Genomic DNA, 22048 nt, shown 5'->3' on the forward strand with positions numbered 1-22048 from the left:
GGTGGACCGTCATGACCTCCAGGCGGCGCTGACCCGCGCCGGCCTGAGGGAGTACGAGATCGAGGGCGTGCACGAGCCCGCCTGGCGGCCCGGCGAGCTCCCCTACCTGCGACGGGAGGGAGAGCGCTGGGCCGTCGGCGTCCGCGAGCGCGGCGAGTACGGCACGATCCGCCGTTTCACCGGCGAGGACGAGGCGTGCCGCTTCTTCTACGACCTCGTCACCTCGGCCACGCCGCCACCGCCGCCGGGCGGGCCGCCGGCCGTCGAGGAGCCCGGGCTGATCCGGCGGCTGGGACGCTGGCGGCGCGTGGCCTGGCAGGAGTACCGGCGGGCGCGCCGCGCCCGCGGGCCGGAGGGCGGTGAACCCCCGCCGCCGTGATGACCGAACACCGGGTGCCGGAGTACTAACCTGTGGCGTGAGCCGCTGGTGGTGGGCCCGGCCGGAGCCGCCACGTTCAGGAAGGACAGGTGGCCCGTTGCCCGACGAACCGGCGACCGTGTGGGAACGCCCCGAGCGGGGCGCGCGCGGTCCCGCGCCCGAGCGCAGCCGTGCCCAGATCACCGCCGTGGCCGTCCGGCTGGCCGACGCGGACGGGCTCGCCGCGGTGTCGATGCGCGGAGTGGCCGCGGAGCTGGGCACCGGCCCGGCGTCCCTCTACCGGTACGTGGGCGGGCGCGAGGACCTCGTCGACCTCATGGCCGACGCCGTCGCCGGCGAGGTCGACCTGACCGTCCCGCTGACCGGCGACCCCGTCGAGGACCTGGCCGGCCTGGCGATCCGCACCAAGGACGTCCACCTGCGCCATCCCTGGCTGGCCGACCTCTCTTATGATCCGGGCCGGCTGGGCCCCCGGGCGATCGACTACCTCGAGCACGGGCTGCGGGCACTGCGGCCCGTGGAGCTGAGCGGACAGGCCAAGATGGAGACCATCGCGGTGATGAACGGCCTGGTCACGCTGTTCGCCCGTACCGAGATCCAGAGCCGCCGCACGCCCACCGGGCGGCGCGCCGCGCAGCTGGCCCACATGGCGCAGGTGGTCGCCGAGGGCCGCCACCCGCTGCTCGCGGAACTGCTGGCGGCCGGGCCCACCGGACCGCCCGAGGAGCTCTCCGCCCTGTTCCCCCGCCTGATCCGCCGGGTCATCGCGGGCCTCGTCGGCTGAACCGCCCTGACGCCCGGCGGGGTCATTCCGGCGGAGCCCCGTCGGCGATCCTGTCGAGCACGGCGGTGTAGCGGGGGCGCCGGTCCGGGCGGGCCCGCCCGGCGGCGTGCCGGAGCGCCGGGACGGCGGGCTCACCGAACAGCACCAGCCCGTCGGCGGCGCTCCCGCGGACCTCGGGGCGGGCGTGGGCGAGCAGCCCCACCAGCGCCGGGATCGCCGGCCGCCAGGCCGCGTGCGCCACGGTCCCGACCGCGGCGCGGACGATGCCGGGCCGCGGGTCGGCCAGCAGCCGTACGGTCAGTTCCAGGTGGTCCGCGCGTTCCAGCACCCGGCGGGAGATCCGGTGGGCGTGCACGCGGACCCTCGGCTCGGGATGGCCGGCGCAGGCGGTGACCAGCTCCTCCAGCTCGGGGTCGCGGCCACCGCGGGCGCGGACCTCGTCGTGCCGGTCGGCCAGGACGGTCAGGGCGCGGCGGACCTGCCCCGGGGTGCCGGTGCGGGCGAGGTCGAACAGCTCCGCCCGGAGCGGGCGCTGCCCGCCGCCCGCCGGAGCGGGCCGCCGGGCCCGGAGCGCGGCGAGCGCGGCGGCGGCGTCCTCCCGGACGGCGCCCGGCGGCCGGAGCGGGCCGTCCACCAGCACGATCGTGTCGGCCAGGCCGTCGCGTCCCTCGGCGCGCAGCCGCTCGCGGGCGCGGGCCAGCGCCGGCGTGCGTAGGAGCGGGTGCCCGGCGAGCAGGTCGAGCACCCCCCACGCGCCCTCGCCGAGGCGGCCGGTGAGGGCCTCGGCCACCAGGTCGGGGTCCGCGCGGCGCAGCGCCCGTTCGGCCTCGGCGCGCGCGGCCGGGCCGCCGTGCTCCCACCAGCCCAGCAGCCGGGGGACGAGGCGGGCGAGCCCGGCCGCGTCCAGGTGGGCGGCGGCGCGGGCGGCCCGTTCACGGACCGGGTCCTCCTCCCGCTCCAGGGCGGGCAGGTCCTCGATCACGGAGGGCAGCGCCGCGGCGAGGTCGCGGGTGAGGGGGACGTCGGCGCGGCCCTGGAGGAAGGCGCGCAGGACGGCCCGGCGGGTCTCGGGCTCGGGCCATCCGGCCAGGACGCGGGCCGCGCCGTCGCGCCGGTCCCGCGCGGGGCCGTCCAGCATCGCCAGCAGCCGCTCGCGCTGGGCCGCCGAACGGGGCTGGTCCAGGTCCCCGGGCCGGGGCTCGCGTTCGGACGGCAGCGGGCGGGCGGCCTCCTCGGCCAGCGTCCACGCGGGCGCGCCGAGCGGCTGCGACTCCAGCATCCAGTCCAGGAGGAGACCGCGCACCGCCTCGCCGGCGGTCGGGAAGGCGGCGGCCAGCGCTTCGAGCCGTTCACGCGAACCGACCCCGGCCCCGGCCGGTGCCGTGCCGGTGGCGCGGAACCTCCGGAGGGCCGCGGGGGACCGGACGGCCTCCTCCAGTTCCTCCCGCCACGCCCGTACGGCATCGCGGGCGGTGTCACCGGTGGGGGAGCCGCCGGCGCCGGGCAGCCCGAACGCCTCCCGCAGCACCGCCTCCCGGGCGCGCCACGGGTCGGCGCCGCTTCCCGCGACGGCCAGTGCCCGTTCCAGGTCGCCGCGGGTCGGGACGGCGCCGCACCGGCGCAGCAGCGCCAGTTCAGCCCGGCTCCCCGCCGCGCCCGGAGGCAGCGCGCGGATCCGGGCGGCGATCTCCAGGGCCTCGCCGGCGGTCCATCGCCCGGCCGCCTCCTCCAGGACGGCCAGGAGCCCGTCGCGGCACGCGTCGCCGATCACGGGCAACGCGGTGACCAGCACCCCGGCCGAACGGGCGAAGAGCCCGATCTCTTCGCCGCTCCAGGGCGCGGGGCAGACCCGCAGCGTGAGCCGCAGGACCGGGCCGGGGTCGTCCTCCGTGCCCGCCAGCTCCAGCCAGCGCGGCAGCAGGGGCCGGAGCCGTTCGGGGCGGGCCGCGGCGATCGGCTCGGGATCGCGCTCGTGCCGCCTGGTCAGGCGCCGGGCCGCCGCGGCGTCCCAGCCGTGCTCGGCGAGTGATTCGAGATCGGTGTCGGGCGCCGTCCAGGGCGCGGGGCCGCGCTCCTCCGCCGCGAGCCGGAGCAGGGTCTCGCCGGCGGGTGACCCCTGGCGGGCCAGGGCGCCGATCGAACGGGCGGGCAGCGCCCTGCCCGGGGCCTCCGGCAGGGGCCCGTGGATCAGGGGCCGCAGCAGCAGGGCACGGGTGCGCTCGTCGCCCGCCAGGTCGGCGGCGGCGACCAGCGTGGCGGCGTGGCCGTCGCCGAGGACCGCCCGGAGCGCGCCGTCGAGCGCCTCCCGCAGGCCGGGGTTGTCGTGGCGGCCCAGCCAGGACAGCAGGGCGGGCACCGCCTCCGGCGCGCCCGCCGTCGCCAGGGCCGCCGCGGCGGTCTTCTTGACGTTCATGTTCGGGTGGTCCAGGCAGTCCGCGATCGCCGCCGCGGCCCACCGGGCCCGGGCCTCGCCGAGCGCCAGCAGCGCCTGCCGGACGGTCGGCGCGTCGGGCGCGCGGGTGAGCCCGATCAGGCCGGCCGACAGCGCCCGGGTGCCGCTCCCGCCGACCTCCCGCGCGAGCAGGGCGATCACGTGCTTGCGGACGTGCCGGTCGCGGTGGCGCAGCAGCGGGTGCAGGCGCGCGCGGAGCGCGCCGGGCCGGAGCCGGAGCAGCATCCTGAGCAGGATCGCCTGCTCGGCCGGTGCGGTCCCCGGTCGTTCCAGCAGGTCCAGGGCCAGGGACGCGGCCAGCGCGTCGCCCGCCTCGTCCGGCCCCGCCGCGTCGAGCAGGCAGCGGGGCCGGATCCGCCCCCGCCGGTGCAGCCGTGCTCCCAGCCCGCGGATCGCGGTGACCACCTCGCCGGGCACCTCCGGCTCACCGGTGGCCCCCTCCGCGCCGCCGCGGGGCCGGGCGGGGGCGGCCCCGGGAGCCGACGCCGCCGCCAGGTCGGACGCCACCCGCAGCAGCAGGTCCGCGATCACCGGGACCGTGCCGGCGTCGCCGTTGCGCGCCAGCACGCACAGGGACCCGGCCGGGTCGTCGGGATCCAGGCCCGCGCGGAGCAGCTCCAGCTCCCGGGCGTCGGGGGCGCCGAGATCGGCGGCGACGCGCGGCGGAAGGCCGCGCGGATCGAGCCGGTCCAGCAGCCGCCGCCGCTCGGCGGCGTCCTCGGTGAGGTGCCACAGCAGTTCGAGGGCCTGGTGCCGGACCGTCCGGAGATGGGGGACGGGCGTGCCGTCCGCCCCGTCCAGGCCCAGCCCCTCGCGCAGGGCCGTGACCGTCCGGCGCCCGCCGACCGCCTCCAGGGTGCGCAGGGCCGCCGCCGGGGCGCGGGGCAGCGCGGCGAGCACCGCCTCCTCGGCCCCGGTGTGGCGCAGGGCCCGGATCGCCTCCAGGAACGGCACCGGATCCGCCGCCGCGGCCAGCGGGGCGGTGGCCGCCGCGCCGGCCGGCATGTCCCCCGTGCCCTGGGCGGCCAGCGCGACCAGCAGCTCCAGGCGCCGCGGCCAGGCCGGGTCGTCCGGCGGCGCGGCGGCCAGTTCCCGCAGCGTCTCGTGCCGGACGGTGAACAGCACGGTCGCGAGGGTGTCGGCGGGGACCGCGTGGTCGGCCAGGGCCAGCCCCACGATCACCGGGACGTCGGCTCCGGACGGGAAGTGCCCGCGCCGGTGCATCCCGGCCAGGCACCGCACGGCGGGCCCGGCGAGCAGGAGCGGATCGGTGGCGGCCAGGCCCGCCAGATCCGGGACGTCGTCGCGGGTCGCCAGGTCCCCGAGGAGTTCCAGCGCGCGCCGCCGGAGCGCCGGCGGCCGGTCCGGGTCACCGGCCACCTCGCGCAGCAGGTCCCGGTGCCCGTGGCGGGCGGCGGTCCCGATCGCCGCGCCGGCCACCGCGCCGGTGGGCGGCGCCGCCAGGAGGCGGTGCAGCCGGTCGCGCGGCAGCGGGTCGAGGGCGGCCCAGGGTTCCGCGAGCTCGCGGAGGGCGGCGGCGGCGAGATCGGCCGTGGCCGCGCACGGTTCGGCGTCCGCGGCGATGAGCCTGACGATGACCGCCCTCGCGCGGGCGGGCGCGAGCAGGGCGGCGCGCACCGCCTCGCGCGCGATCCGCAGGGCCTCGGCGCGCAGGGCGGGCTCGGGACGGTCCGACAGCGCGCGCAGGAGTTCTTCGGGCGCGTCCGCGTCGATGGCCGCGAGCCCGTGGACGGCCTGGTAGAGCGGTTCGCCGGCGGGCTCGTGCCGCAAGGTCTCCGGCCGGGCGGCGATCTCCGCGCGCAGCCAGGCGATCCGCGCCGGGACCGGCAGCCCGGCCTCCCGCCAGCGCGGCCAGTGCCGGTCCCGCAGGTACGGCCCCAGCCGGAGGTACAGCCGGGCCAGGGCGAGGGCCGCCTCGGGCGGCCCCTCCAGGGTGCTCGGCAACGCCTCCGCGTACTCCGCGTACCGGGCCTCGCTCCCGGCCCTCTCGCAGGCCCCCTCGTCAGCCTCCTCGCCGCCGTCCCGGGTGCCGAGCCGTTCGGCGAGCCGGACCAGGGCGATCGGGTCCAGGCGAGGCTCGCCGGGCTTCCCTGGCCGGAGGAACGTGTCGTTCGCGGCTGTCATGGGCGCCGAGTCTAAGTCGGCCACCGGGCAGGACGCTTCCGATTATCCGGGCGGCCACGCGGGCGCTTTCCGCCCCGGCCCGGCCCGGCCCAGGGTTCGCGCGGTCAGCCGCCTCCGCCCGCGCTGCCGCCGAAACCGGAGCGCGCGACCTTGCCGGAACTCGCGGTCTTGCCCGACCGCGTGGTGACGGTGCCGCCCTCGGGGGCGTGCAGCGTGCCGCCGGAGGCGTGGCCGTTCGAGCGGCGCGTCGGGTCGTAGTACCAGAAGTAGCTGATCCGCGAGCTGCCCGGGCGGTAGGCGGGAGGCGTGGAGTCCTCGCCCAGGTCGTCCTCGTCGCACCGGTCGTCGTCCACGATCCGGTAGCCCTGCTCGGGCTCCTCCTCGGGCATGCCGCCCTCGGGCGTGGCGACGCAGTAGACGTCGGCGTCGTCGTCCGGCTCGGGGGACGGCGCGGGCGCGGGGGAGGTGACGGCCGCTCCCGAGGGGGCCGCCGGGGTGGTGTCCGACGAGCAGGCGGCGACGGCCAGCGACAGCACGCTCACCATGCCGACGCGGACGGCCTGCGAACTCAGCCGGTGCCGCGGGTGGATCGAGGCCACGAGTACATCCCTCCGGACTGCTGCCGAGCGACGGTGACGGCCGAACGGCGCATCGCGGACCCCCGTGGGTCCCCCGACCGTGCGGCCAAAGTGTAGGACGGGCGGGCCCCGGACGGTGGCGAAGATCGCGAAATAGGAGGAACCGGGACGCATGCTCGCCGGCCTCCTGACGCCCCGCCCGGGGACCTGCGACTCCGGTCAGCGCCCGCCGAGGGCCTCGGTGACCGGGCGGGTCGCGCCGTACCGGACCGGCACGGCCGTCAGCAGGCCCACCACGGCCAGCGTGGCAGGGACCGTGGCGGCCAGCCAGAGCACGGGGACCTCCGCCTGCCCGGGAGAGCCCCCGGCCGCCCGCGCGGCGGCGTAGACGAGCAGGCCCAGCGGGACGCCGCCCAGCGCCGCGAACGCGGCGGGCAGGAGCTGGGCGGAGGCCAGCCCGGTCGTGACCTGCCGCGGCGTCGCCCCCAGCGCCCGGGTGAGCGCCGCGGTGCGCAGGTTGTCCAGCGAGGTCGTCCATGCGGTCAGCACCGCGTTGACCGCCGCCAGCGCCAGCATGGCCAGCGCCAGCACCAGGACGATCTGGCTCAGCCGCTCGGTGACCGGATTGCCCGCGCCCGGCACGAAGTCGGGGCCGAGCACGACGGCGTCCTTGCGCTCGATGTCCCGGCCCATGGCCAGCGCCGCGACCACCATGGCGACGGTGACCGCCATGCTGAGCCCGGCCAGGACCGTACGGCGCGGGCGGCGCGCGGCGATCCGCGCCCCCAGCAGCAGCAGCGGCAGCGGCAGCCCGGAGAACGCCGCGGCCAGGCGGGAGCGGCGGCGCGGCGCGCGCACCGGCTCGGCCAGCGCGCGCACCGTGCCGATCCGCGCCCCGCGCAGCGCGGGCACGGCCGTCGCCGCCGCCGTGACCGCCACCGCGACCGCCAGCACCGCAAGCACGGTCCCCGCGGACGGGGCGGGCGTCCCGGCGCCGAGCAGCCCGGCGTTCGGCCCGGCCACCAGCGGGGCGGCGGCCCAGCCCGCGAGCACCCCCACGATGGTCGCGGCGACCGCGACGGCCAGGTGCTCGGCCAGCAGGAGCAGGGCGATGAACGCCGGGGTCGCGCCCGCCACCTTCAGCGTCCCCACCCGCCGGCCCTGCTCGGCCAGGCGCCCGCCCACCAGCAGCGAGACGCTCATCGCGGCCAGGATCGCCAGGGCCCACGTGCCGCCCAGCAGCGCCCCGTTGGCCAGCCGCAGCTCGGCGGTGGCGTAGGCCCCCATGTCCTGCCAGGAACGCACGCCCGGATGCCGGGCGGCGAAGGCGGGGGCCGCGTCCGGGTCGGCCAGCCGCAGCGGCATGGTCAGCGTCCGCGCGCCCGACCCGGTCCGGGCCGCGGGAAGGCGGGCGGCGTCGGCGCGGGTCAGCCAGACCAGGCCGGGCGCCGCCGAGGGGTAGGGGACCCGCCCGGAGCCGATCGCGACGCCGGCGACCGGGAAGGTCCGTCCCGCGATCGTCACCCGGTCGCCGGGGCGCACGCCCAGCGCGCGGGCGAAGGCCCGCTCCACCACCGCCGCCCCCGGCCGCAGCCAGCGGCCGTCGGTGACCAGCGGGCGGTCCAGCCGCGACGGCGCCACGTCCCGCCCGTGCACGAGCGCGTTGACCGTGTGGCCGCGCGCCTCCAGCCGGCCGCTCGCCGTCGGGTACGGCCGCGCGGCGCCGGTCACGCCCGGTGCCCTGGCCAGCTTGGCCAGCGCGCGGGCGTCCCCGGTCGCCACCGCGTCCGGGCCGGCGGTCGCCGCGCGGGTGCGTTCCCACGGCCGGGCGGTCGCGTCCCGGACCAGCAGCCCGAGGGTCAGCGTGGTCGTCGTCGCGGTGATCGCGACCAGCAGCAGCGCCGCGCGCGCCCGGCTCCGGCGCAGGTCCCGCAGGGTCAGCCGGAGCACCGTGGCCATCCCGGTGCCCATCACGCCTCCAGGCCGCTGAGCGCGCCCAGCCCGCCCGCGCCCAGCCCGCCCGCGCCCGGCGGCCGTGCGCCGAGCACCGTCTCGTCGGCGAACGCTCCGTCCCGCATCGTGATCAGCCGGTCGGCGGTGCCCGCCACCCGCGAGTCATGGGTGACGATGACCAGGGTGCGGCCCTCGGCGCGCAGCGCGGCGAACAGCCGCAGCACGTCCGTCGCGGCGGCGCTGTCGAGGTTGCCGGTCGGCTCGTCGGCCAGCAGCAGGCGCGGGTCGTTCACCAGGGCGCGCGCCACCGCCACCCGCTGGCGCTGCCCGCCCGACAGCTCGGCGGGCAGGTGCCGGGCCCGCCCGCCCAGGCCCATCCGCTCCAGCAGCCCGGCGGCGCGGCGCCGGGCGGCGCGCCGGGACTCCCCGGCCAGCAGCGCGGGCAGCTCCACGTTCTCCGCGGCGCTCAGCTCGTCGACCAGGTGGAACGACTGGAAGACGAAGCCGATCTCCCGGCGGCGCAGCCGGGCCGCCGCGGTCTCCGAGAGCCCGTCCACCCGCCGGCCGCCCAGCCACACCTCGCCGGCGTCGGGACGGTCCAGGCCGCCGAGGAGATGCAGCAGGGTGGACTTGCCGCACCCGCTCGCGCCGACCACGCCGACCGTCTCGCCGGGCGCCACGGCCAGGTCGACGTCGTCGACCGCGCGCACCAGTGCCCGCCCGGTGCCGTAATGCCTGCGCAGGCCCCGGGCCCACAGGATGTCTTCCACGCTCTCATTCCCCTCTAGCGGACCAGTGGGCCGCGCACGACTCCAGCCAGGTCAGGTCGGCGCGCAACCGCAGCACGGCGCCCTCCAGCAGGAGCCCGGCCCCCGAACCGGCGGGCTGCTCCAGCGCGGCGCGCTGCGCCTCGGCCAGGCGCCGCAGCAGCTCGCGGCGCTGGGCGTCCACCAGCGCCACCGGGTCGGCCAGCCGGGACGCCGCCGCCGCGACCAGCTTCAGATGGAACTCGGCGGGCGCGGGACGGCTCCAGCTCACGTCCGCCAGCCAGCCCGCCACCCGCTCCCGCCCCGCCGCGGTCAGCTCGTATTCCTTGCGGTCGGGCCGGTCGGACTGCCCGACCAGCCGGACGTCCACCAGCCCGGCCTTCTCCAGCCGGCGCAGCGTCACGTAGACCTGGCCCGCGTTGAGCTCCTCGCCCAGCGGGCCGAGGGCCTCCTGCAAGCGGGCACGCAACTCGTACCCGTGCGAGGGCTCCTTGGCCAGCAGCGCGAGCACGACGTCCTGCACGGCGCACCTCCCTGACGACCCGGCCTAGCTAACCGTTAACTAAGGGAGCGGTCAAGCCGGGCGCCCCGGGCGGGGCCGTGCCGCGGTCCAGCACGCGGATCGCGGTGCGGTGACGTTCCGCCATTTACGGGCGCCGGTCCAGGTCGGCGGCGGTTCTGTCAGAGCCGCGCGAGATGATTTCCCCATGACCGAGACGCCAGCCCGCACCGAGATCGGCGACCAGGCCGCCTACGCCGCCGCCGTGCAGACCGCCGTCGCCGCCGCGGCGGCCTACTACGGCGAGGGCGACTCCTCGCTCGACGACGACGCCTACGACCGGCTGGTGCGCGGGATCGCCGCCTACGAGCGCGAGCATCCCGAGCACGTGCTGCCCGACTCGCCGACCGGGAAGGTCGCCGGCGGAGCGGTGATCGGCGACGTGCCGCACACCGTCCCCATGCTGAGCCTCGACAACGTGTTCTCCGCCGAGGGCCTGCTGAACTGGGCGGCCGGGCTGGAACGCCGGCTGGGCCGCCCGGTCGGGGTGTGGAGCGTGGAGCCCAAGCTGGACGGCCTGGCGATCTCGGCGCGCTACCGGGACGGGCGCCTGGTCCGGCTGGTCACGCGCGGGGACGGCGCCGCCGGCGAGGACGTCTCGCACGGGATCGGGATGATCGTCGGCCTGCCGGAGCGGCTGGCCGAGCCGGTCACGGTGGAGCTGCGCGGCGAGGTGCTGATGACCCGCGACCAGTTCGAGGCCGCCAACGCCGCCCGCACCGGGGCGGGGCACCCCGCGTTCGCCAACCCGCGCAGCGCGGCGGCCGGGTCGCTGCGCGCCCGCGACCGCGAGTACCAGGTCGAGATGACCTTCTTCGCCTACGGCGCGCTGCCGCTGGACGGACCGGACGCGGGGCCCGGCACGGCACCGGACGGGACGCCCGGCGACCTGCCGGCCCTGCTGCGCGAGCTGCCGCACAGCGAGATCATGGCCATGATCGCCCGCTGGGGCGCGCGGACCAGCGCGGCGACCCCCGTCGGCGGGGTCACCTGTACCGACCCGGCCGCGCTGCAGGAGCACGTGGAGCGGATCGCCGGGCTGCGGGCCGACCTGGAGTTCGGCATCGACGGCATCGTGATCAAGGCCGACCGGGCCGCCGACCAGGCCGAGGCCGGCAACTCCTCGCGCGCGCCGCGCTGGGCCATCGCCTACAAGCTGCCCGCCACCGAGAAGATCACCCGCCTGGTCGGCGTGGAGTGGAACGTCGGCCGCACCGGCATCGTCGCGCCCCGCGCCGTGCTGGAGCCGGTCGAGGTGGACGGCTCGGTCATCACCTACGCCACGCTGCACAACGCCGGTGACATCGCCCGCCGCGACCTGCGCATCGGCGACCACGTCACCGTCTACAAGGCCGGCGACGTGATCCCCCGGGTGGAGGCGCCGGTGGTCCACCTGCGCACCGGCGGGGAGACCGCCATCCCGATCCCCGACGTCTGCCCGCGCTGCGGCGGCGAGATCGACGACTCGCAGAAGCGCTGGCGCTGCTCGCAGGGCCGCGCCTGCCACGCGATCGCCTCGGTCCGCTACGCCGTGGGACGCGACCAGCTCGACATCGAGGGGCTCGGCGAGAACCGGATCGACCAGCTGGTCCAGGCCGGGCTGATCACCGACTTCGCCGACCTGTTCACCCTGGAGCGCGCGCCGCTGCTGGAGCTGGAGCGGATGGGCGAGACCAGCACCGACAACCTGCTGGCCGCGATCGAGGCCGCCAAGGCCAAGCCGCTCAACAAGGTGTTCTGCGCCCTGGGCGTGCGCGGCACGGGGCGTTCCATGTCGCGGCGCATCGCCCGGCACTTCGCCACCATGGACGCCATCCGCGCCGCCGACGCCGAGGCGTTCCAGGAGGTGGACGGGATCGGCCCGGAGAAGGCCCCGGTGCTGGTCGCCGAGATCGCCGAGCTGGCGCCGCTGATCGACAAGCTGGTGGCGGCCGGGGTGAACATGACCGAGCCCGGCGCGACCGGGCCCGCGGAGCGGGCGGAGGCCCCCGGGGAGGGTGACGCCGGGACCGGGAGCGACACCGGCCAGGGCCCCCTGGCCGGGATGTCGGTGGTCGTGACCGGAGCCATGAGCGGCCCGCTGGCCGACCTGTCCCGCAACGAGATGAACGAGCTGATCGAGCGGGCCGGCGGGCGGGCGTCCTCGTCGGTCTCGGCCCGCACCGCCCTGCTGGTGGCGGGGGAGAAGGCCGGATCCAAGCGCGCCAAGGCCGAGAAGCTGGGCGTCGAGATCGCCACTCCGGAGGAGTTCGCCACCCGCGTCGCCGACTTCCTCTGAACGCCTCGTCCCGCCGGGCCCGGCCCGCCGCGCCGGGCCCGCGGGCCCTCGGCCCCGCCGGGCCTCAACTCACCTGGTGGCACACCATATGCCCCTGGCATTTCCCCAGGCCCGTGACGTTGTAGGGGCCACGGTTCGCCGGTGCAGTCCGTACTGGCGTCCTTCTCGCCCGGGCATTCGGTGCACTGGCAATGCCATTGCGGATAATCTCTCCCGGTCCCGCGCGGCTCGTTCCGCCCATGGGTGGATCCGCCGTCCATGTGTGATGCTCCCTGGTGATTTCAGCCGCTGATGTAATTCTGATGCCACTGCCTGAACTGCTGGTCGAAGGCCTGCCGCCTGTCCTGCAGGACCTGTTGCTGGGTATCCGCCCACTGCCGGGCGGTGCCGGCCTGGACCTGAGCCATCCGCCGGTAGGCCCCGACCGTGTCCTGATACATGGAGATGACTATCTCCTTCGTGTCGTGCACGTCCTTCAACATCTCACTGAGCCTCCCGGGCAGCCGGGGGCGTCCCGAGTCGAGGAGATGGTGCGCGAGCGGCGTGAAACCGCTGAGATGCTGTTCGAAATGGAGAAGCATGTCGAGCATCTCGGTCAGTTCCCCTGGAGTCGCCGGCCTCCATTGTTTGCGCCAGCCCTCCATCCGCCCCATGACCAGGGCCGTCATGCTGCGATATTGCTCTTCGAGAACCGGCAGCCAGGTCTCTTCGAGTTCTTCCGGGCTGCGATCGTCGCCTCGATCCTCCACGGCGGCCTCCTGTTCGGACATCTCGATAGCGGCCGTTCGTGCGCGTTGTCCTCCCAGGTTATGTCCCTGCGGGGGCGCGGCCATCGAACGGTCTGCGAAAATACCCTTCAAGGGACCGCAATAAGTAGCGAATTCGAGATGAATTCTCGATCGATATGTACGGCCCGTTGTGGCTGAGGTGGTGTCCCGCCGCCCGTCACCGGGCTCGCCCGCGACGCCTCCGAGGAGATCCGGCGAGGAGATCCGGCGAGGCCGGTCGCGACTCAGGCATTCGGTGCCCGAGGCGGGGTAGATGAGGACGATGCTCATCTTTACCAACGCCAATGCCGGGACCCACGACAACGAACTGATGGAACGGATCGCCGGCATGCTCCGCCGGGAGGGCGGCGGGACGGTGCTCGTCCGGCCGTGCGCCGCGCCCGGGGACATCGGCCGGGCGCTCGACGAGCACGGCCCGTCCGGCGATGCCTCCCTGGTCGTGGCGGCCGGCGGTGACGGCTCGATCCACGGGCTGGTGGCCGAGCTGCACGCCCGTGGCGAGCTGGGACGCCGGGTGGTGGGGCTGCTGCCGATGGGGACCGGCAACGACCTGGCCCGCAACCTGGGGATCCCGCTCGATCCCGAGCGCGCCGCCCGGCTGCTGCTCGACGGCGCGCCCCGCCGGCTCGACCTCCTCGTGGACGACGCCGGCGGCGTGGTGCTCAACGCCGTGCACCTGGGGATCGGCGCCACCGCGGCCCGCAGCGCGACCCGGTTCAAGCCCTACCTGAAGGCCGCCGCGTTCCCGGTGGGCGCCGTCCTCGCCGGGCTGCGCGGCACCGGGTGGCGGCTGCGGGTCGAGGCGGACGGCAAGGAGGTCGCGGACGGGAGGTTCCTGATGGTGGCGCTCAGCAACGCCTCCGGCATCGCCGGGGGCACGGCGCAGCTCGCGGCCGACGGCGATCCCGACGACGGCCGCGTGGAACTGGTGGTCTCCGCCGCGACCGGCCCGCTCGCGCGGGTCGGCTTCGCCCTGCACCTGCGCAAAGGCACGCACCGGCACCGCGACGACGTCGTGCACACCACGGCCACCAGCGTGACCGTCAGCGGCGAGGAGTTCCTGGTCAACAGCGACGGCGAGGTCACGGGACCGTACGACCACCGCACCTGGACCCTGTGCGAGCGCGCCTGGCGGATCATGGCCCCGGCGGGCGAGGGCGGCGAGGGCGGGGGAAACGGCGGGCACTGATGTGAGCGGGGGAGCGGCGGGCGCTGGTCCGGGGCCGGCGGGCGGCTCACCCGCGGGCGAGGACCTCGGTCATGCGGTCCGCGATGTCCTTGTCGAGGGCCCGTTCGCGGGCCCTGGTGGCGATCTTCTCGCGCAGCCGCTGCAGCTGCGGCCCCGCGTCGGAGGTCCGCCCCGACGCCAGGTCTTCGAGCATGTTGCCGATCGTGTTGTCCAGGTCGAGCGCCACGTCGGAACGGATCGCGCCGGAGGCCCGGCCGCCCTCGACGATCGGCTGCAGCTCGCCCAGCCGCTCCAGCGCGTCCATGTCCGGCATGGACGGGCGGGGGAAGGAGGACTCCGGCTCGCCGGTGTCCGGGGCGGCGGTGACCGGGGCCGGGCCCGACCGCGGCGGGGCGGCCCGCTCGCCCGGGGAGTCCAGCAGGTCCGTGACCGCCATGATCGTCGCCAGCGACGCCGCCAGGAGCGTCACGGTGACCGCCACGCGCATGACGGTCACGCGGTCCCGGAGCCGCCCCGGATTTCCCTCGCCCGCCTCGTCGCCCGTGTCCAGGAGGTCGCCGGGATCGCCCGGCCGCCGGACGAGGACCGAGGTGTCCCCGGAGGCGCGGGGCATCGGGAAGGGGGCGGTCGCCATGAAGGACTCCGGTGCCACCGCCGCGTGGGCGCGCACGAGGACCTCGGCCGCCTCCGCCGCGCCGGGCCTGCGCTCGGTCTCCGCCGCGCGGCATCGCTCACCGAGCCGCAGCACCTCCTCGGGCACCTGGTCCGGCGCGGGCGCCCTCTCCAGGCACCCGGCGAGCACCGTGCCGAGTCCCAGGACGTCGGCGGCCTCGGCCTCCCCCTTCTCCGCCTCGCCCGGTACGCCCAGCCCCAGATCCACGATGCGGACGCCGTCGGGGGTGTAGAAGATCTTCTCCATCCGCAGATCGCCGTGCGCGACCCCGGCCGCGTGGGCCGCCGCCAGGGCCGTCGCGGTCTGCGCGCAGCACTCCAGCGCCGCCGGCACCGGCAGCGGCGCCCGCCGGACCCGCTCGGCCAGCGTCTCCCCGTCCAGGAACGCGGTCACGATGAAGGACACCGGGCGGCCCGCCGAGCCGGGGGCCCGATCGCAGTCGTAGACCGTCACGAAGGCGGGATCGGCGACGCGAACGGCGCGCAGCACGCGCTCGCGCAGCTCCTCGTGCCCGCCCGCGTCCTCGTCGTCGTGCCCGTCAACGTGCCCGTCAACGTGCCCGCCGGGCGCGCGGCCGGGCCCGGGCACCTTCACCGCGACCGGCCGGCTGAGGGCCTGGTCCCAGGCGTGCCACACCTCGCCGGCACCGCCGCCGTCCAGGCGTTCCACCAGCCGGTACCGCCCGGCGAGTCTGAGTCCCGGTTCCACCACGCTCACCTCTGGTGCCATACCCCTGGCCCTGGGAAGGACTCGGCCGCCCGTACCTCAAATCAGCAAGAGGTACGCATCCGGCGGTAAACGAGCCCGGGCCCGGCGGGCGGCGGTGTCAGCCGGCCAGCAGCCTGCGCAGCCAGGCGAGCCGCGCCGCCGCCGCCTCCCGTGACAGCGGGGCCTCCGGCGCCAGCAGGGTGAACCCGTGGAAACCGCCGGGCCACACGTGCAGCTCCGCCCGGCCGCCCGCCTGCCACAGGCGCGTGGCGTAGGCGACGTCCTCGTCCCGGAACGTCTCCGCCGACCCCACGTCGATGAACGCGGGCGGCAGTCCCGACAGGTCCTCGGCGCGCGCGGGCGCCGCGTACGGCGACACGTCCGGGCCGCCCCTGGCCTCGCCCAGCAGGGCCGTCCAGCCGGTGTCGTTGGAGGTGCGGTCCCAGATGCCCCTGCCGGCCATCTGCCGGGACGAGAGCGAGTCGTTGCGGTCGTCCAGCATCGGGCACAGCAGCATCTGGCCGGCCAGCGCCGGGCCGCCCCGGTCACGGGCCATCAGCGCGAGCGCCGCGGTCAGGCCGCCGCCCGCGCTGGTGCCCGCGGCGACGATCCGGCCGGGCTCGGCGCCCAGCTCCGCGGCGTGCGCTGCCGTCCACACCAGGCCCGCGTAGCAGTCCTCGACCGGCGCCGGATGCGGGTGCTCGGGAGCGAGCCGGTACTCCACCGACACCACCACCAGGCCCAGCTCCCGCGCCCAGTCCAGGATCTCCTCCAGGCCGGTGCGGTTGTCACCCATGATCATGCCGCCGCCATGGGTGTGGTAGACGATGCCCCGCGGCGCCGTGACCCCGGTGGGCCGGCAGATCAGCAGCGTGACCTCCGGCGCGCCCTCGGGGCCGGGCACCCGGCGCTCCTCCAGCTCGAAGACCCCGCCCCGGCTCAGCTCCTCGTCCGTCTGCCGCAGCTGCGCGCGGGTCTCCCGTAGCGCCGGGACCATCTCCGGGAGGAGCGCGGAGGGGACCGCCGTCCCCAGCGCCTCCAGGACGAGGAGCAGTTCGGGGTCGAACGGGGGTGGCCGGAGCCCGTCGGCGGCCGGCTCCCCGGCCTGGGCAGGGGAGGTGGGGGCGGTCATGCTCTTCTCCTAACTACCGGGCGCCGGAAGCACCTGATCGGTGCCATGTTCGCCCATCGGCGTCCGCGAGGACAGGGCGGGCGCCCGGTGCCACGGAGGGGGAGGCCCGCCGGGAGGGAGGCTCCGGTGCGGAGGGGTCAGGTCCGGCTCAGGTCCGGCTCAGGTCGGGCTCGGGGGCCGTGCTCTCGTGGAGCTGGACGATCCGCTCGCAGACCTCGGTGATGTCGCCGCGGGGCAGCCTCACCTGGGCGCCGTCCGGGGTGCGCCACCGGAACCAGCCGGACTCGCACCACACCGTCAGGTTCTCCTTGACCGACAGCACCGAGACGCCGTCCCCGTTCCGGCGGATGAGGCGGGTGAGGCCGCGCTCGGCCAGCAGGGCGTGCAGCTCCTGCGCCGCGTACGCCGCCCCGGGCCGCGGTGGCGCGTGGTGCGCCGGCGGCCGGAACTCCGGGGAGACCGGCAGGGCGAACCAGGTGGCCTTGCCGGTCACCGCCGGGCGGGCCAGCCGCGACCGGGTGGGATGGTGGCCCCAGCGGCCCTCGGTGAGGGCCTCGATGATGAGCAGGCCGCGGCCGTGCTCGGCCAGGACCCCGGTGACGGCCGGGGGGCGCCACTCCCTGACCCGGTCGAAGACCTTGACGGCCAGCTCGCGTCCGCCGCCGGTGCCGCGCAGGTAGATCCACAGCTCCGCCGGGTGGGCGGGGAGCAGCCGGCCGTCCGGCGTCCGCGGCGATCCGTGCTGCAGCGCGTTGGTGGCGAGCTCGCTGGCCATCAGGGTGGCGTTGGCGACGTCCTCGTCCGGCAGCCCGAGGCGCTCCAGCGTCAGGGCGGTGCCGGCCCGCGCCACCGCGGCGATGGACCCGTCGGGGGGCAGGCGTACCACCGCGCACCCGCCCCGATCCGGGACACGGGCCGGGAACGTCGTCTCCGCCTCCGCCATGGTCGCCTCCGCCGCCATCGTCACCGCCGAGAAAGTTCGGACAATCGAGACATGAGCTTCAACGTTCGCGAGTCGCTATCTGTGATTCACAAACATGGTCGCATAGATTGACGGTCACGCCGAGAGAGTGAAGAAAAGTTACGGAGCAACGCCCGAGACGTTCGCCTGGCCCGGCTCGGCGGTACAAAACGGGGCGAACGGGGGTGGTTCGCACGCATACCGCCATGCCCTCGCGAGGGTTCCCGCGAAGGATCCGCGGGTGGCGCCGCCAGTGACACTCCCGGACGGGCCCCCGGACGGCCCCGGGAAGGTCCGCGGGAGCCCCGGAACGAAACGATCCCCCAGGAGTGGACCCTGGGGGATCGTCAGTGGCGGGGAGGGCTCTACAGGTCGTACCGCCCGGCGCGTACGTCGGCGAGGAACGCGGCGAAGGCCGACCGGCCCACGACGTGCACGCCGGCGTCCGGCCGGGTGCTGTCCCGGACGGCGGTGGAGCCGCCGAGATCGGCGATCTCGACGCACCCCCCGTTGCCGGCCGTGCTCGCGCTCGCCTTGAACCAGGTCGCCGCGTGGATCGACTGGGACAGGTCCATCGTTCTACTCCAGGGTGTCCGTCATCTTGTCGAGGAAGTCGGCGGTCTCGGCCGGGCCGAGCGCGGCCTCGCGGGCCCGTTGGACGATCTGCTCATACGCCTCCACGCTCTCGGGGTCGGTGTTCTCCTGGATGGCCACGTCGTTCTCCAGGTAGACCATCGAAGGCTCGCCGGGGAACCGGAACAGGTTGACCAGGGTCGACATGCCGGGATAGAGGCCGTCGCCGAACCGCAGCAGCCGGATCTCGATGTTGGGGCGCCGGCCCATCTCGACCAGATGGGCGAGCTGCGCGCGCCGGTCCTCCCGGCCGCCCCAGCGGAACAGGAGGGACGCCTCGCTGATGATCGCGAGCAGCTCGGGCGCGGTCCCGTCGTCGCGGTCCAGGATGCGCTGGCGCCGCAGGCGGGCGGCCAGGGCCGCGTCCCGCCAGGCGCCGGAGCGCGCGCCCGTGGCCATCAGCGCCCGGATGTAGGCCGGGGTCTGCAGCAGCCCGGGAAGGACGAGCGGGGTCATGACCCGGATGCTGGAGGCGTCGGCCTCGAAGCCGGGGAACTCGTTGGCGAAGACCTCGGGGTAGCCGCGCCACCAGGCCCGCGCCCGGGCGTGGGCGGCCAGCCGCTCCAGCTCTTCGAGGTCGCCGTCCACCTGCCCGTACACGCGCGCCAGGTCGCGGATGTCGCTGAGCTCGGGCCGCACCCAGCTGTTGGCCTCGAACCGGCCGACCTTGCCGCGCCCCCAGTTCAGCCGGTCGCACACCTGGTTGGCGGTGTAGCCGGCCTCCTCGCGCAGGGTCTTGAGGCGACGGGAGAGCCGCCACTTGGCGATCGTGGCCCCGTATGCCTCGCTCACCCGCGCCCCCTCGCCCGACCAGCGGCCCGACATCAGCATATCCTTCCTAATTTGTGAATCACAGAACGGGCGCCGCCGTCCGCGTCAGATCGCGGCCCGGTCGAACTCGCCCGCCTTGGCGCCCTGCACGAAACAGTCCCATTCGTGGTGGTCGAAGACCGAGACCGGCGCCCGGTCGCCGGCCTTGCGCAGGAGCACCCACGGGCCGGTGAAGGCCACCTCCAGCCCTTCTCCGTCCGCGCCGGCGGAAGTCCGCCAGTCCAGGCTCTCAAGGTCGACGCCGAGTTCTCCGGCGGTCGGCTTGGCGGGTCCGGTCATCGCTGGTCCTCGTCCCTCTCGTGTGTCTTCGGCCTCGTGTGTCTTCGGCCTCGTGTCTTCGGCGTCGTGAATCGGCCTTCGTACGGCCGGTTCCGGCCGGTGCGCGTGCCCTTTGCCGGTCAGGGGAGCCGCGCCACGCCGCAGTAGCTCCACCGCGACCCGTCGCTGTCGGCGGCCTCGGGATCCTCGGCGCCCCACTGTCCCGCGTACGTGACCGCGGCCTCCGCGCCCGGGTAGGGCGGGACCATCTCCAGCCCCGAGAAGAAGCGGCCGATCTCGTCCCTCGTCCGCAGGTGGACGTTCGCCGTGGCCTTGGAGTAGACCTCCTCGATCGCCTGGAGCGCCCGCGGCGACTGGTGGTCCCTGGTGGCGGCCGACAGGACGAGGTGGCTGCCGGGGGCCAGCGCCTTGAGCAGCCGCCGTACGAGGTCCCAGGGGTTCTCCTCGTCGGGGATGAAATGGGTGACGGCGACCAGCAGGAGCGCGACCGGTTCGTCGAGGTCGAGGGCGTCCCGCCCGATCACGTCGCCGAGGATGCTCTCCGGTTCGCGCAGGTCGCCCGTCAGGACGGTCGTGCGCGGGCCCGTCCCGCCGGGCCGGGCGGCGTCCGGGGGTTGCAGCAGGGCGCGGGCGTGGGTGAGGACGGTGGGGTCGTTGTCGACGTAGACGACGCGGGTGCCGGTCTGGACGGCGCCCGCGACCTGGTGGGTGTTGTTCTGGGTGGGCAGGCCCGCCCCGATGTCGAGGAACTGGCGGACCCCGCGCGTGGCCAGGAACCGCACGGCGCGCTGGAGGAACCCGCGGTTGGCCCAGGCCGCGTCCTCCAGTTCGGGCAGGTCCTGGCGGAGCCTGCGCGCGGCGGCGCGGTCGGCGGCGAAGTTGTCCTTGCCGCCCAGGTAGAGGTCGTACAGCCGGGCCGGGCTGGGAACGTGGGGGTCGACTCCGGGTGGAGCCTGGTCGGTGCCGCTCATCGTGCCTCCCTGGACCCACCTCGGTGCGGCGCCCCGCCGCATCTTGTGATGCACAGATTATGAAGCACGTTCGCGTTTCGCGCTGCCCCGGGGAGCGCCTTGCCTACCGCCTCCCTACCGCCTCCGTGCCGCCTTCCCGGGACGACCGGGCGCGGCCCGCCCTGAAACGGGCCGGCCGCGCCCGGCTCCTAACCCAGGAGGGTCTCGCCGATCCAGCCGCCGGGACCGCACCCCGGCGGCAGGGCGAAGACCGCCGAGCCGATGGGCGTGGTCCAGAGGTTCAGCTGGTCGGACTCGGCCAGGCGCCGCTGCACCGGGACGAACTGCCGGGCGAGGTCGGCCTGGTACGAGGCGAACAGCAGCCCCGAGTCGGTGACCCCGTCCGCGCTGACGGCCTCGTCGTAGTTGTACGCGCGGCGCAGCATCCGCAGGGACGGGTCCGCGGTCCGGGCCAGGCGGACATGGGCGACCTCGGAGATCACCGGCAGTCCCGCCCCGTCCACCGCCTCCAGATCGGGGTCGTCGTGCTCGGCGCGGCCGGTGAGGGGCGAGCCGTCGCCGATCCGGCGGCCCATCGCGAACTCCTTGGCCCCCTCATCGGCCTCGTCCCACTTCTCCAGGTCCATCCGGATCCGCCGGAGGACCATGAGCGTGCCGCCGCGCAGCCAGGCGGGACCGTCCGCGATCCACACCGCCCGGTCCAGGTCGGAGGGCTGGACGGTGCCGTCGAGCTGGCCCATGAGGTTGCGCTGCGTCTCGCCGCGCGGCTGGACCGCCCGGCGGAACCCGCGCTGGGTCCACCGGACGGTCGCGAAGTCGCGGGCGTCCTTGACGATCAGCCGCAGCGCGTGGGCGAGGGTGACCCCGTCGTCCGCGCAGAGCTGGACGAGCAGGTCACCGCCGTTCCACCTGTCCTCCAGCCGGTCGACCGCGAACCCGGGCAGCTCGATGCCGGGCCGCCGGTCCTCCAGTCCCGCGGCCGTGAACAGGCCGGGCCCGAAACCGAAGGTGACGGTCAGCCGGGCCGCCGGCGCGGCCAGTTCCGGCTGCGCGTCGGCGAGCCCGGCCCGGCCCGCGGCCAGCCTGCGGGCGTCGTCGGTCAGCAGCCGCATCAGCCGTCCCAGCGCCTCGCGGGAGGTGCCGGGACGCAGGGTGAAACCGACGAACGCGGCATGGTTCTGCGGCGGCGTCGCGATCCCGGCCTGGTGCGGCCCGTGGAACGGTTCGGCCGCCGGAGCCTGGTCGCGCGGCCGTTCGCGGGGCGGCCGCCCGGTGGCGGCCCGGCCGGTGACGTAGCCGCCGGCGAGCCCGCCGGCGGTCGCCGCGCCCCCGAGGAACAGCCCCCGCCGGCTGACCGGGCGCCCGCCCATCAGTGCCCCGGCCGGTAGGTCTCGTTGCCGCCCTTGAACGCCTTGCCGAGGGCGGTGAACCGGACGGTCCCGCCGTCCTTCAGCGTGAGGGTGAACGCGACCGGGTCACCCGGCCGTACCGGCCGGACCACGTCCATGAGCATGATGTGGAACCCGCCCGGCCTGAGGTCGAGCCTGCCGCGGGCGGGGATGACGAAGCCGCCCTCGCGGGGGCGCATCGTCATCTTCCCGGCGGCGCCGGTGACCTCGTGCAGTTCCACGCTCGGTGAGGCCGGGGTGGCGGCGGAGACGACGGTGATCTCGGCGCCGGTGGTGTTGACCAGCGTGCCGAACGCGGCGGACATGCCCTTGTCGGCCGTCTTGACCCAGGGGTCGACGACCGTCAGCGGGGCCGCGGCGGCGCTCCCGTGCACCGCCGGCGAGGTCGCCGCGCCGGTCCGGGGCGCGGCCTCCGGCTCCGATCCCGAGCACGCGGCGAGGGCCAGCACGGCGGCCGCCAGGGTGACCGGGAACGCGGCCGCCGGGCGCCGGCGCGGCCGTGCGTGGACGCGGCGCGGGGACGGGCGAAGGGACAGGTGAAGAGACATGCGGATACTCCGGTTCCGTGCACGTTCGTGA

At 76.1% G+C, this 22048-nt stretch carries 19 protein-coding genes; 4 read left to right on the forward strand and 15 right to left on the reverse strand.

Annotated elements, in window-relative coordinates; translation table 11 throughout:
- Window position 1: 1 nt before the first annotated feature.
- Both IW256_RS16555 and IW256_RS16560 read left to right on the forward strand, forming a co-directional pair.
- Window positions 2-379: a hypothetical protein gene (locus IW256_RS16555; protein ID WP_197011838.1), complete on the forward strand. Its 378-nt coding sequence runs from the start codon at window positions 2-4 to the stop codon at window positions 377-379.
- A gap of 97 nt (window positions 380-476) precedes the next feature.
- Window positions 477-1163, forward strand: a complete 687-nt coding sequence (locus tag IW256_RS16560) for a TetR/AcrR family transcriptional regulator (protein ID WP_197011839.1) — start codon at window positions 477-479, stop codon at window positions 1161-1163.
- Window positions 1164-1185: 22 nt separating this feature from the next.
- On the opposite strand, the gene IW256_RS16565 is transcribed toward IW256_RS16560, so the two are convergent.
- From IW256_RS16565 to IW256_RS16585, 5 genes are all read right to left on the reverse strand, one after another.
- Window positions 1186-5760: a HEAT repeat domain-containing protein gene (locus tag IW256_RS16565; RefSeq protein ID WP_197011840.1), complete on the reverse strand. Its 4575-nt coding sequence runs from the start codon at window positions 5758-5760 to the stop codon at window positions 1186-1188.
- 104 nt (window positions 5761-5864) lie between these two features.
- Window positions 5865-6359 (reverse strand): hypothetical protein, encoded by a 495-nt coding sequence (locus tag IW256_RS16570; protein ID WP_197011841.1) that lies wholly within the window; start codon window positions 6357-6359, stop codon window positions 5865-5867.
- 198 nt (window positions 6360-6557) lie between these two features.
- Window positions 6558-8309 carry an FtsX-like permease family protein gene (locus IW256_RS16575; protein WP_197011842.1) on the reverse strand — a complete coding sequence of 584 codons (1752 nt, stop codon included), beginning with the start codon at window positions 8307-8309 and terminating at the stop codon, window positions 6558-6560.
- Window positions 8309-9061 carry an ABC transporter ATP-binding protein gene (locus IW256_RS16580; protein ID WP_197011843.1) on the reverse strand — a complete coding sequence of 251 codons (753 nt, stop codon included), beginning with the start codon at window positions 9059-9061 and terminating at the stop codon, window positions 8309-8311. The genes IW256_RS16575 and IW256_RS16580 overlap by 1 nt, the downstream gene beginning before the upstream one ends.
- Window positions 9062-9065: 4 nt before the next feature.
- Entirely contained in the window at window positions 9066-9581 is a 516-nt protein-coding gene (locus tag IW256_RS16585; RefSeq protein ID WP_197011844.1) for a PadR family transcriptional regulator, read from the reverse strand.
- 184 nt (window positions 9582-9765) lie between these two features.
- Here IW256_RS16585 and ligA point away from each other — a divergent pair, with 184 nt between their 5' ends.
- A complete protein-coding gene (gene ligA / locus IW256_RS16590) occupies window positions 9766-11895 on the forward strand; it encodes an NAD-dependent DNA ligase LigA (protein ID WP_197011845.1) in 2130 nt (709 codons plus the stop codon).
- A gap of 281 nt (window positions 11896-12176) precedes the next feature.
- On the opposite strand, the gene IW256_RS41155 is transcribed toward ligA, so the two are convergent.
- Window positions 12177-12953: a hypothetical protein gene (locus tag IW256_RS41155; RefSeq protein ID WP_231403813.1), complete on the reverse strand. Its 777-nt coding sequence runs from the start codon at window positions 12951-12953 to the stop codon at window positions 12177-12179.
- On the opposite strand from IW256_RS41155, the gene IW256_RS16600 reads away from it, so the two are divergent.
- Window positions 12937-13872 (forward strand): diacylglycerol/lipid kinase family protein, encoded by a 936-nt coding sequence (locus IW256_RS16600; RefSeq protein ID WP_197011847.1) that lies wholly within the window; start codon window positions 12937-12939, stop codon window positions 13870-13872. The two genes, IW256_RS41155 and IW256_RS16600, sit on opposite strands and share 17 nt — an antisense overlap.
- Before the next feature lie 46 nt (window positions 13873-13918).
- Here IW256_RS16600 and IW256_RS16605 read toward each other — a convergent pair whose 3' ends face one another.
- From IW256_RS16605 to IW256_RS16645, 9 genes are all read right to left on the reverse strand, one after another.
- The gene (locus IW256_RS16605) at window positions 13919-15253 is read right to left on the reverse strand and encodes a hypothetical protein (RefSeq protein ID WP_197011848.1); all 1335 of its coding nucleotides are present in this window, start codon (window positions 15251-15253) and stop codon (window positions 13919-13921) included.
- 118 nt (window positions 15254-15371) lie between these two features.
- The gene (locus IW256_RS16610; RefSeq protein ID WP_197011849.1) at window positions 15372-16385 is read right to left on the reverse strand and encodes an alpha/beta hydrolase; all 1014 of its coding nucleotides are present in this window, start codon (window positions 16383-16385) and stop codon (window positions 15372-15374) included.
- 148 nt (window positions 16386-16533) lie between these two features.
- Window positions 16534-17346 (reverse strand): ATP-binding protein, encoded by an 813-nt coding sequence (locus IW256_RS16615; protein ID WP_231404849.1) that lies wholly within the window; start codon window positions 17344-17346, stop codon window positions 16534-16536.
- Window positions 17347-17711: 365 nt separating this feature from the next.
- Window positions 17712-17921, reverse strand: a complete 210-nt coding sequence (locus tag IW256_RS16620) for a DUF397 domain-containing protein (protein WP_197011851.1) — start codon at window positions 17919-17921, stop codon at window positions 17712-17714.
- Window positions 17922-17925: 4 nt separating this feature from the next.
- The gene (locus IW256_RS16625) at window positions 17926-18804 is read right to left on the reverse strand and encodes a helix-turn-helix domain-containing protein (protein ID WP_197011852.1); all 879 of its coding nucleotides are present in this window, start codon (window positions 18802-18804) and stop codon (window positions 17926-17928) included.
- 51 nt (window positions 18805-18855) lie between these two features.
- Window positions 18856-19089, reverse strand: a complete 234-nt coding sequence (locus IW256_RS16630) for a DUF397 domain-containing protein (protein WP_197011853.1) — start codon at window positions 19087-19089, stop codon at window positions 18856-18858.
- Between the two features lie 119 nt (window positions 19090-19208).
- Window positions 19209-20060, reverse strand: a complete 852-nt coding sequence (locus IW256_RS16635) for an SAM-dependent methyltransferase (RefSeq protein WP_197011854.1) — start codon at window positions 20058-20060, stop codon at window positions 19209-19211.
- A 188-nt stretch (window positions 20061-20248) separates the two neighbouring features.
- Window positions 20249-21430, reverse strand: coding sequence for a Dyp-type peroxidase (locus tag IW256_RS16640; protein WP_197011855.1), 1182 nt, complete (start codon window positions 21428-21430; stop codon window positions 20249-20251).
- Complete coding sequence (locus IW256_RS16645; protein WP_197011856.1) at window positions 21430-22017, reverse strand: copper chaperone PCu(A)C; 588 nt, start codon at window positions 22015-22017, stop codon at window positions 21430-21432. Before IW256_RS16645 ends, IW256_RS16640 begins: the two co-directional genes overlap by 1 nt.
- Window positions 22018-22048: the final 31 nt, after the last annotated feature.

The sequence above is a fragment of the Actinomadura viridis genome (assembly GCF_015751755.1).
In the GTDB taxonomy this organism is placed as follows: Bacteria; Actinomycetota; Actinomycetes; order Streptosporangiales; family Streptosporangiaceae; genus Spirillospora; species Spirillospora viridis.

Coding starts and splice junctions, on each gene's coding strand:
- ligA (WP_197011845.1), top strand. CDS start 9,766: ATGACCGAGACGCCAGCCCGCACCGAGATCGGCGACCAGGCCGCCTAC.
- IW256_RS16575 (WP_197011842.1), bottom strand. CDS start 8,309: ATGGGCACCGGGATGGCCACGGTGCTCCGGCTGACCCTGCGGGACCTG.
- IW256_RS16565 (WP_197011840.1), bottom strand. CDS start 5,760: ATGACAGCCGCGAACGACACGTTCCTCCGGCCAGGGAAGCCCGGCGAG.
- IW256_RS16630 (WP_197011853.1), bottom strand. CDS start 19,089: ATGACCGGACCCGCCAAGCCGACCGCCGGAGAACTCGGCGTCGACCTT.
- IW256_RS16615 (WP_231404849.1), bottom strand. CDS start 17,346: ATGGCGGCGGAGGCGACCATGGCGGAGGCGGAGACGACGTTCCCGGCC.
- IW256_RS41155 (WP_231403813.1), bottom strand. CDS start 12,953: ATGAGCATCGTCCTCATCTACCCCGCCTCGGGCACCGAATGCCTGAGT.
- IW256_RS16610 (WP_197011849.1), bottom strand. CDS start 16,385: ATGACCGCCCCCACCTCCCCTGCCCAGGCCGGGGAGCCGGCCGCCGAC.
- IW256_RS16620 (WP_197011851.1), bottom strand. CDS start 17,921: ATGGACCTGTCCCAGTCGATCCACGCGGCGACCTGGTTCAAGGCGAGC.
- IW256_RS16625 (WP_197011852.1), bottom strand. CDS start 18,804: ATGTCGGGCCGCTGGTCGGGCGAGGGGGCGCGGGTGAGCGAGGCATAC.
- IW256_RS16640 (WP_197011855.1), bottom strand. CDS start 21,430: ATGGGCGGGCGCCCGGTCAGCCGGCGGGGGCTGTTCCTCGGGGGCGCG.
- IW256_RS16600 (WP_197011847.1), top strand. CDS start 12,937: ATGAGGACGATGCTCATCTTTACCAACGCCAATGCCGGGACCCACGAC.
- IW256_RS16645 (WP_197011856.1), bottom strand. CDS start 22,017: ATGTCTCTTCACCTGTCCCTTCGCCCGTCCCCGCGCCGCGTCCACGCA.
- IW256_RS16635 (WP_197011854.1), bottom strand. CDS start 20,060: ATGAGCGGCACCGACCAGGCTCCACCCGGAGTCGACCCCCACGTTCCC.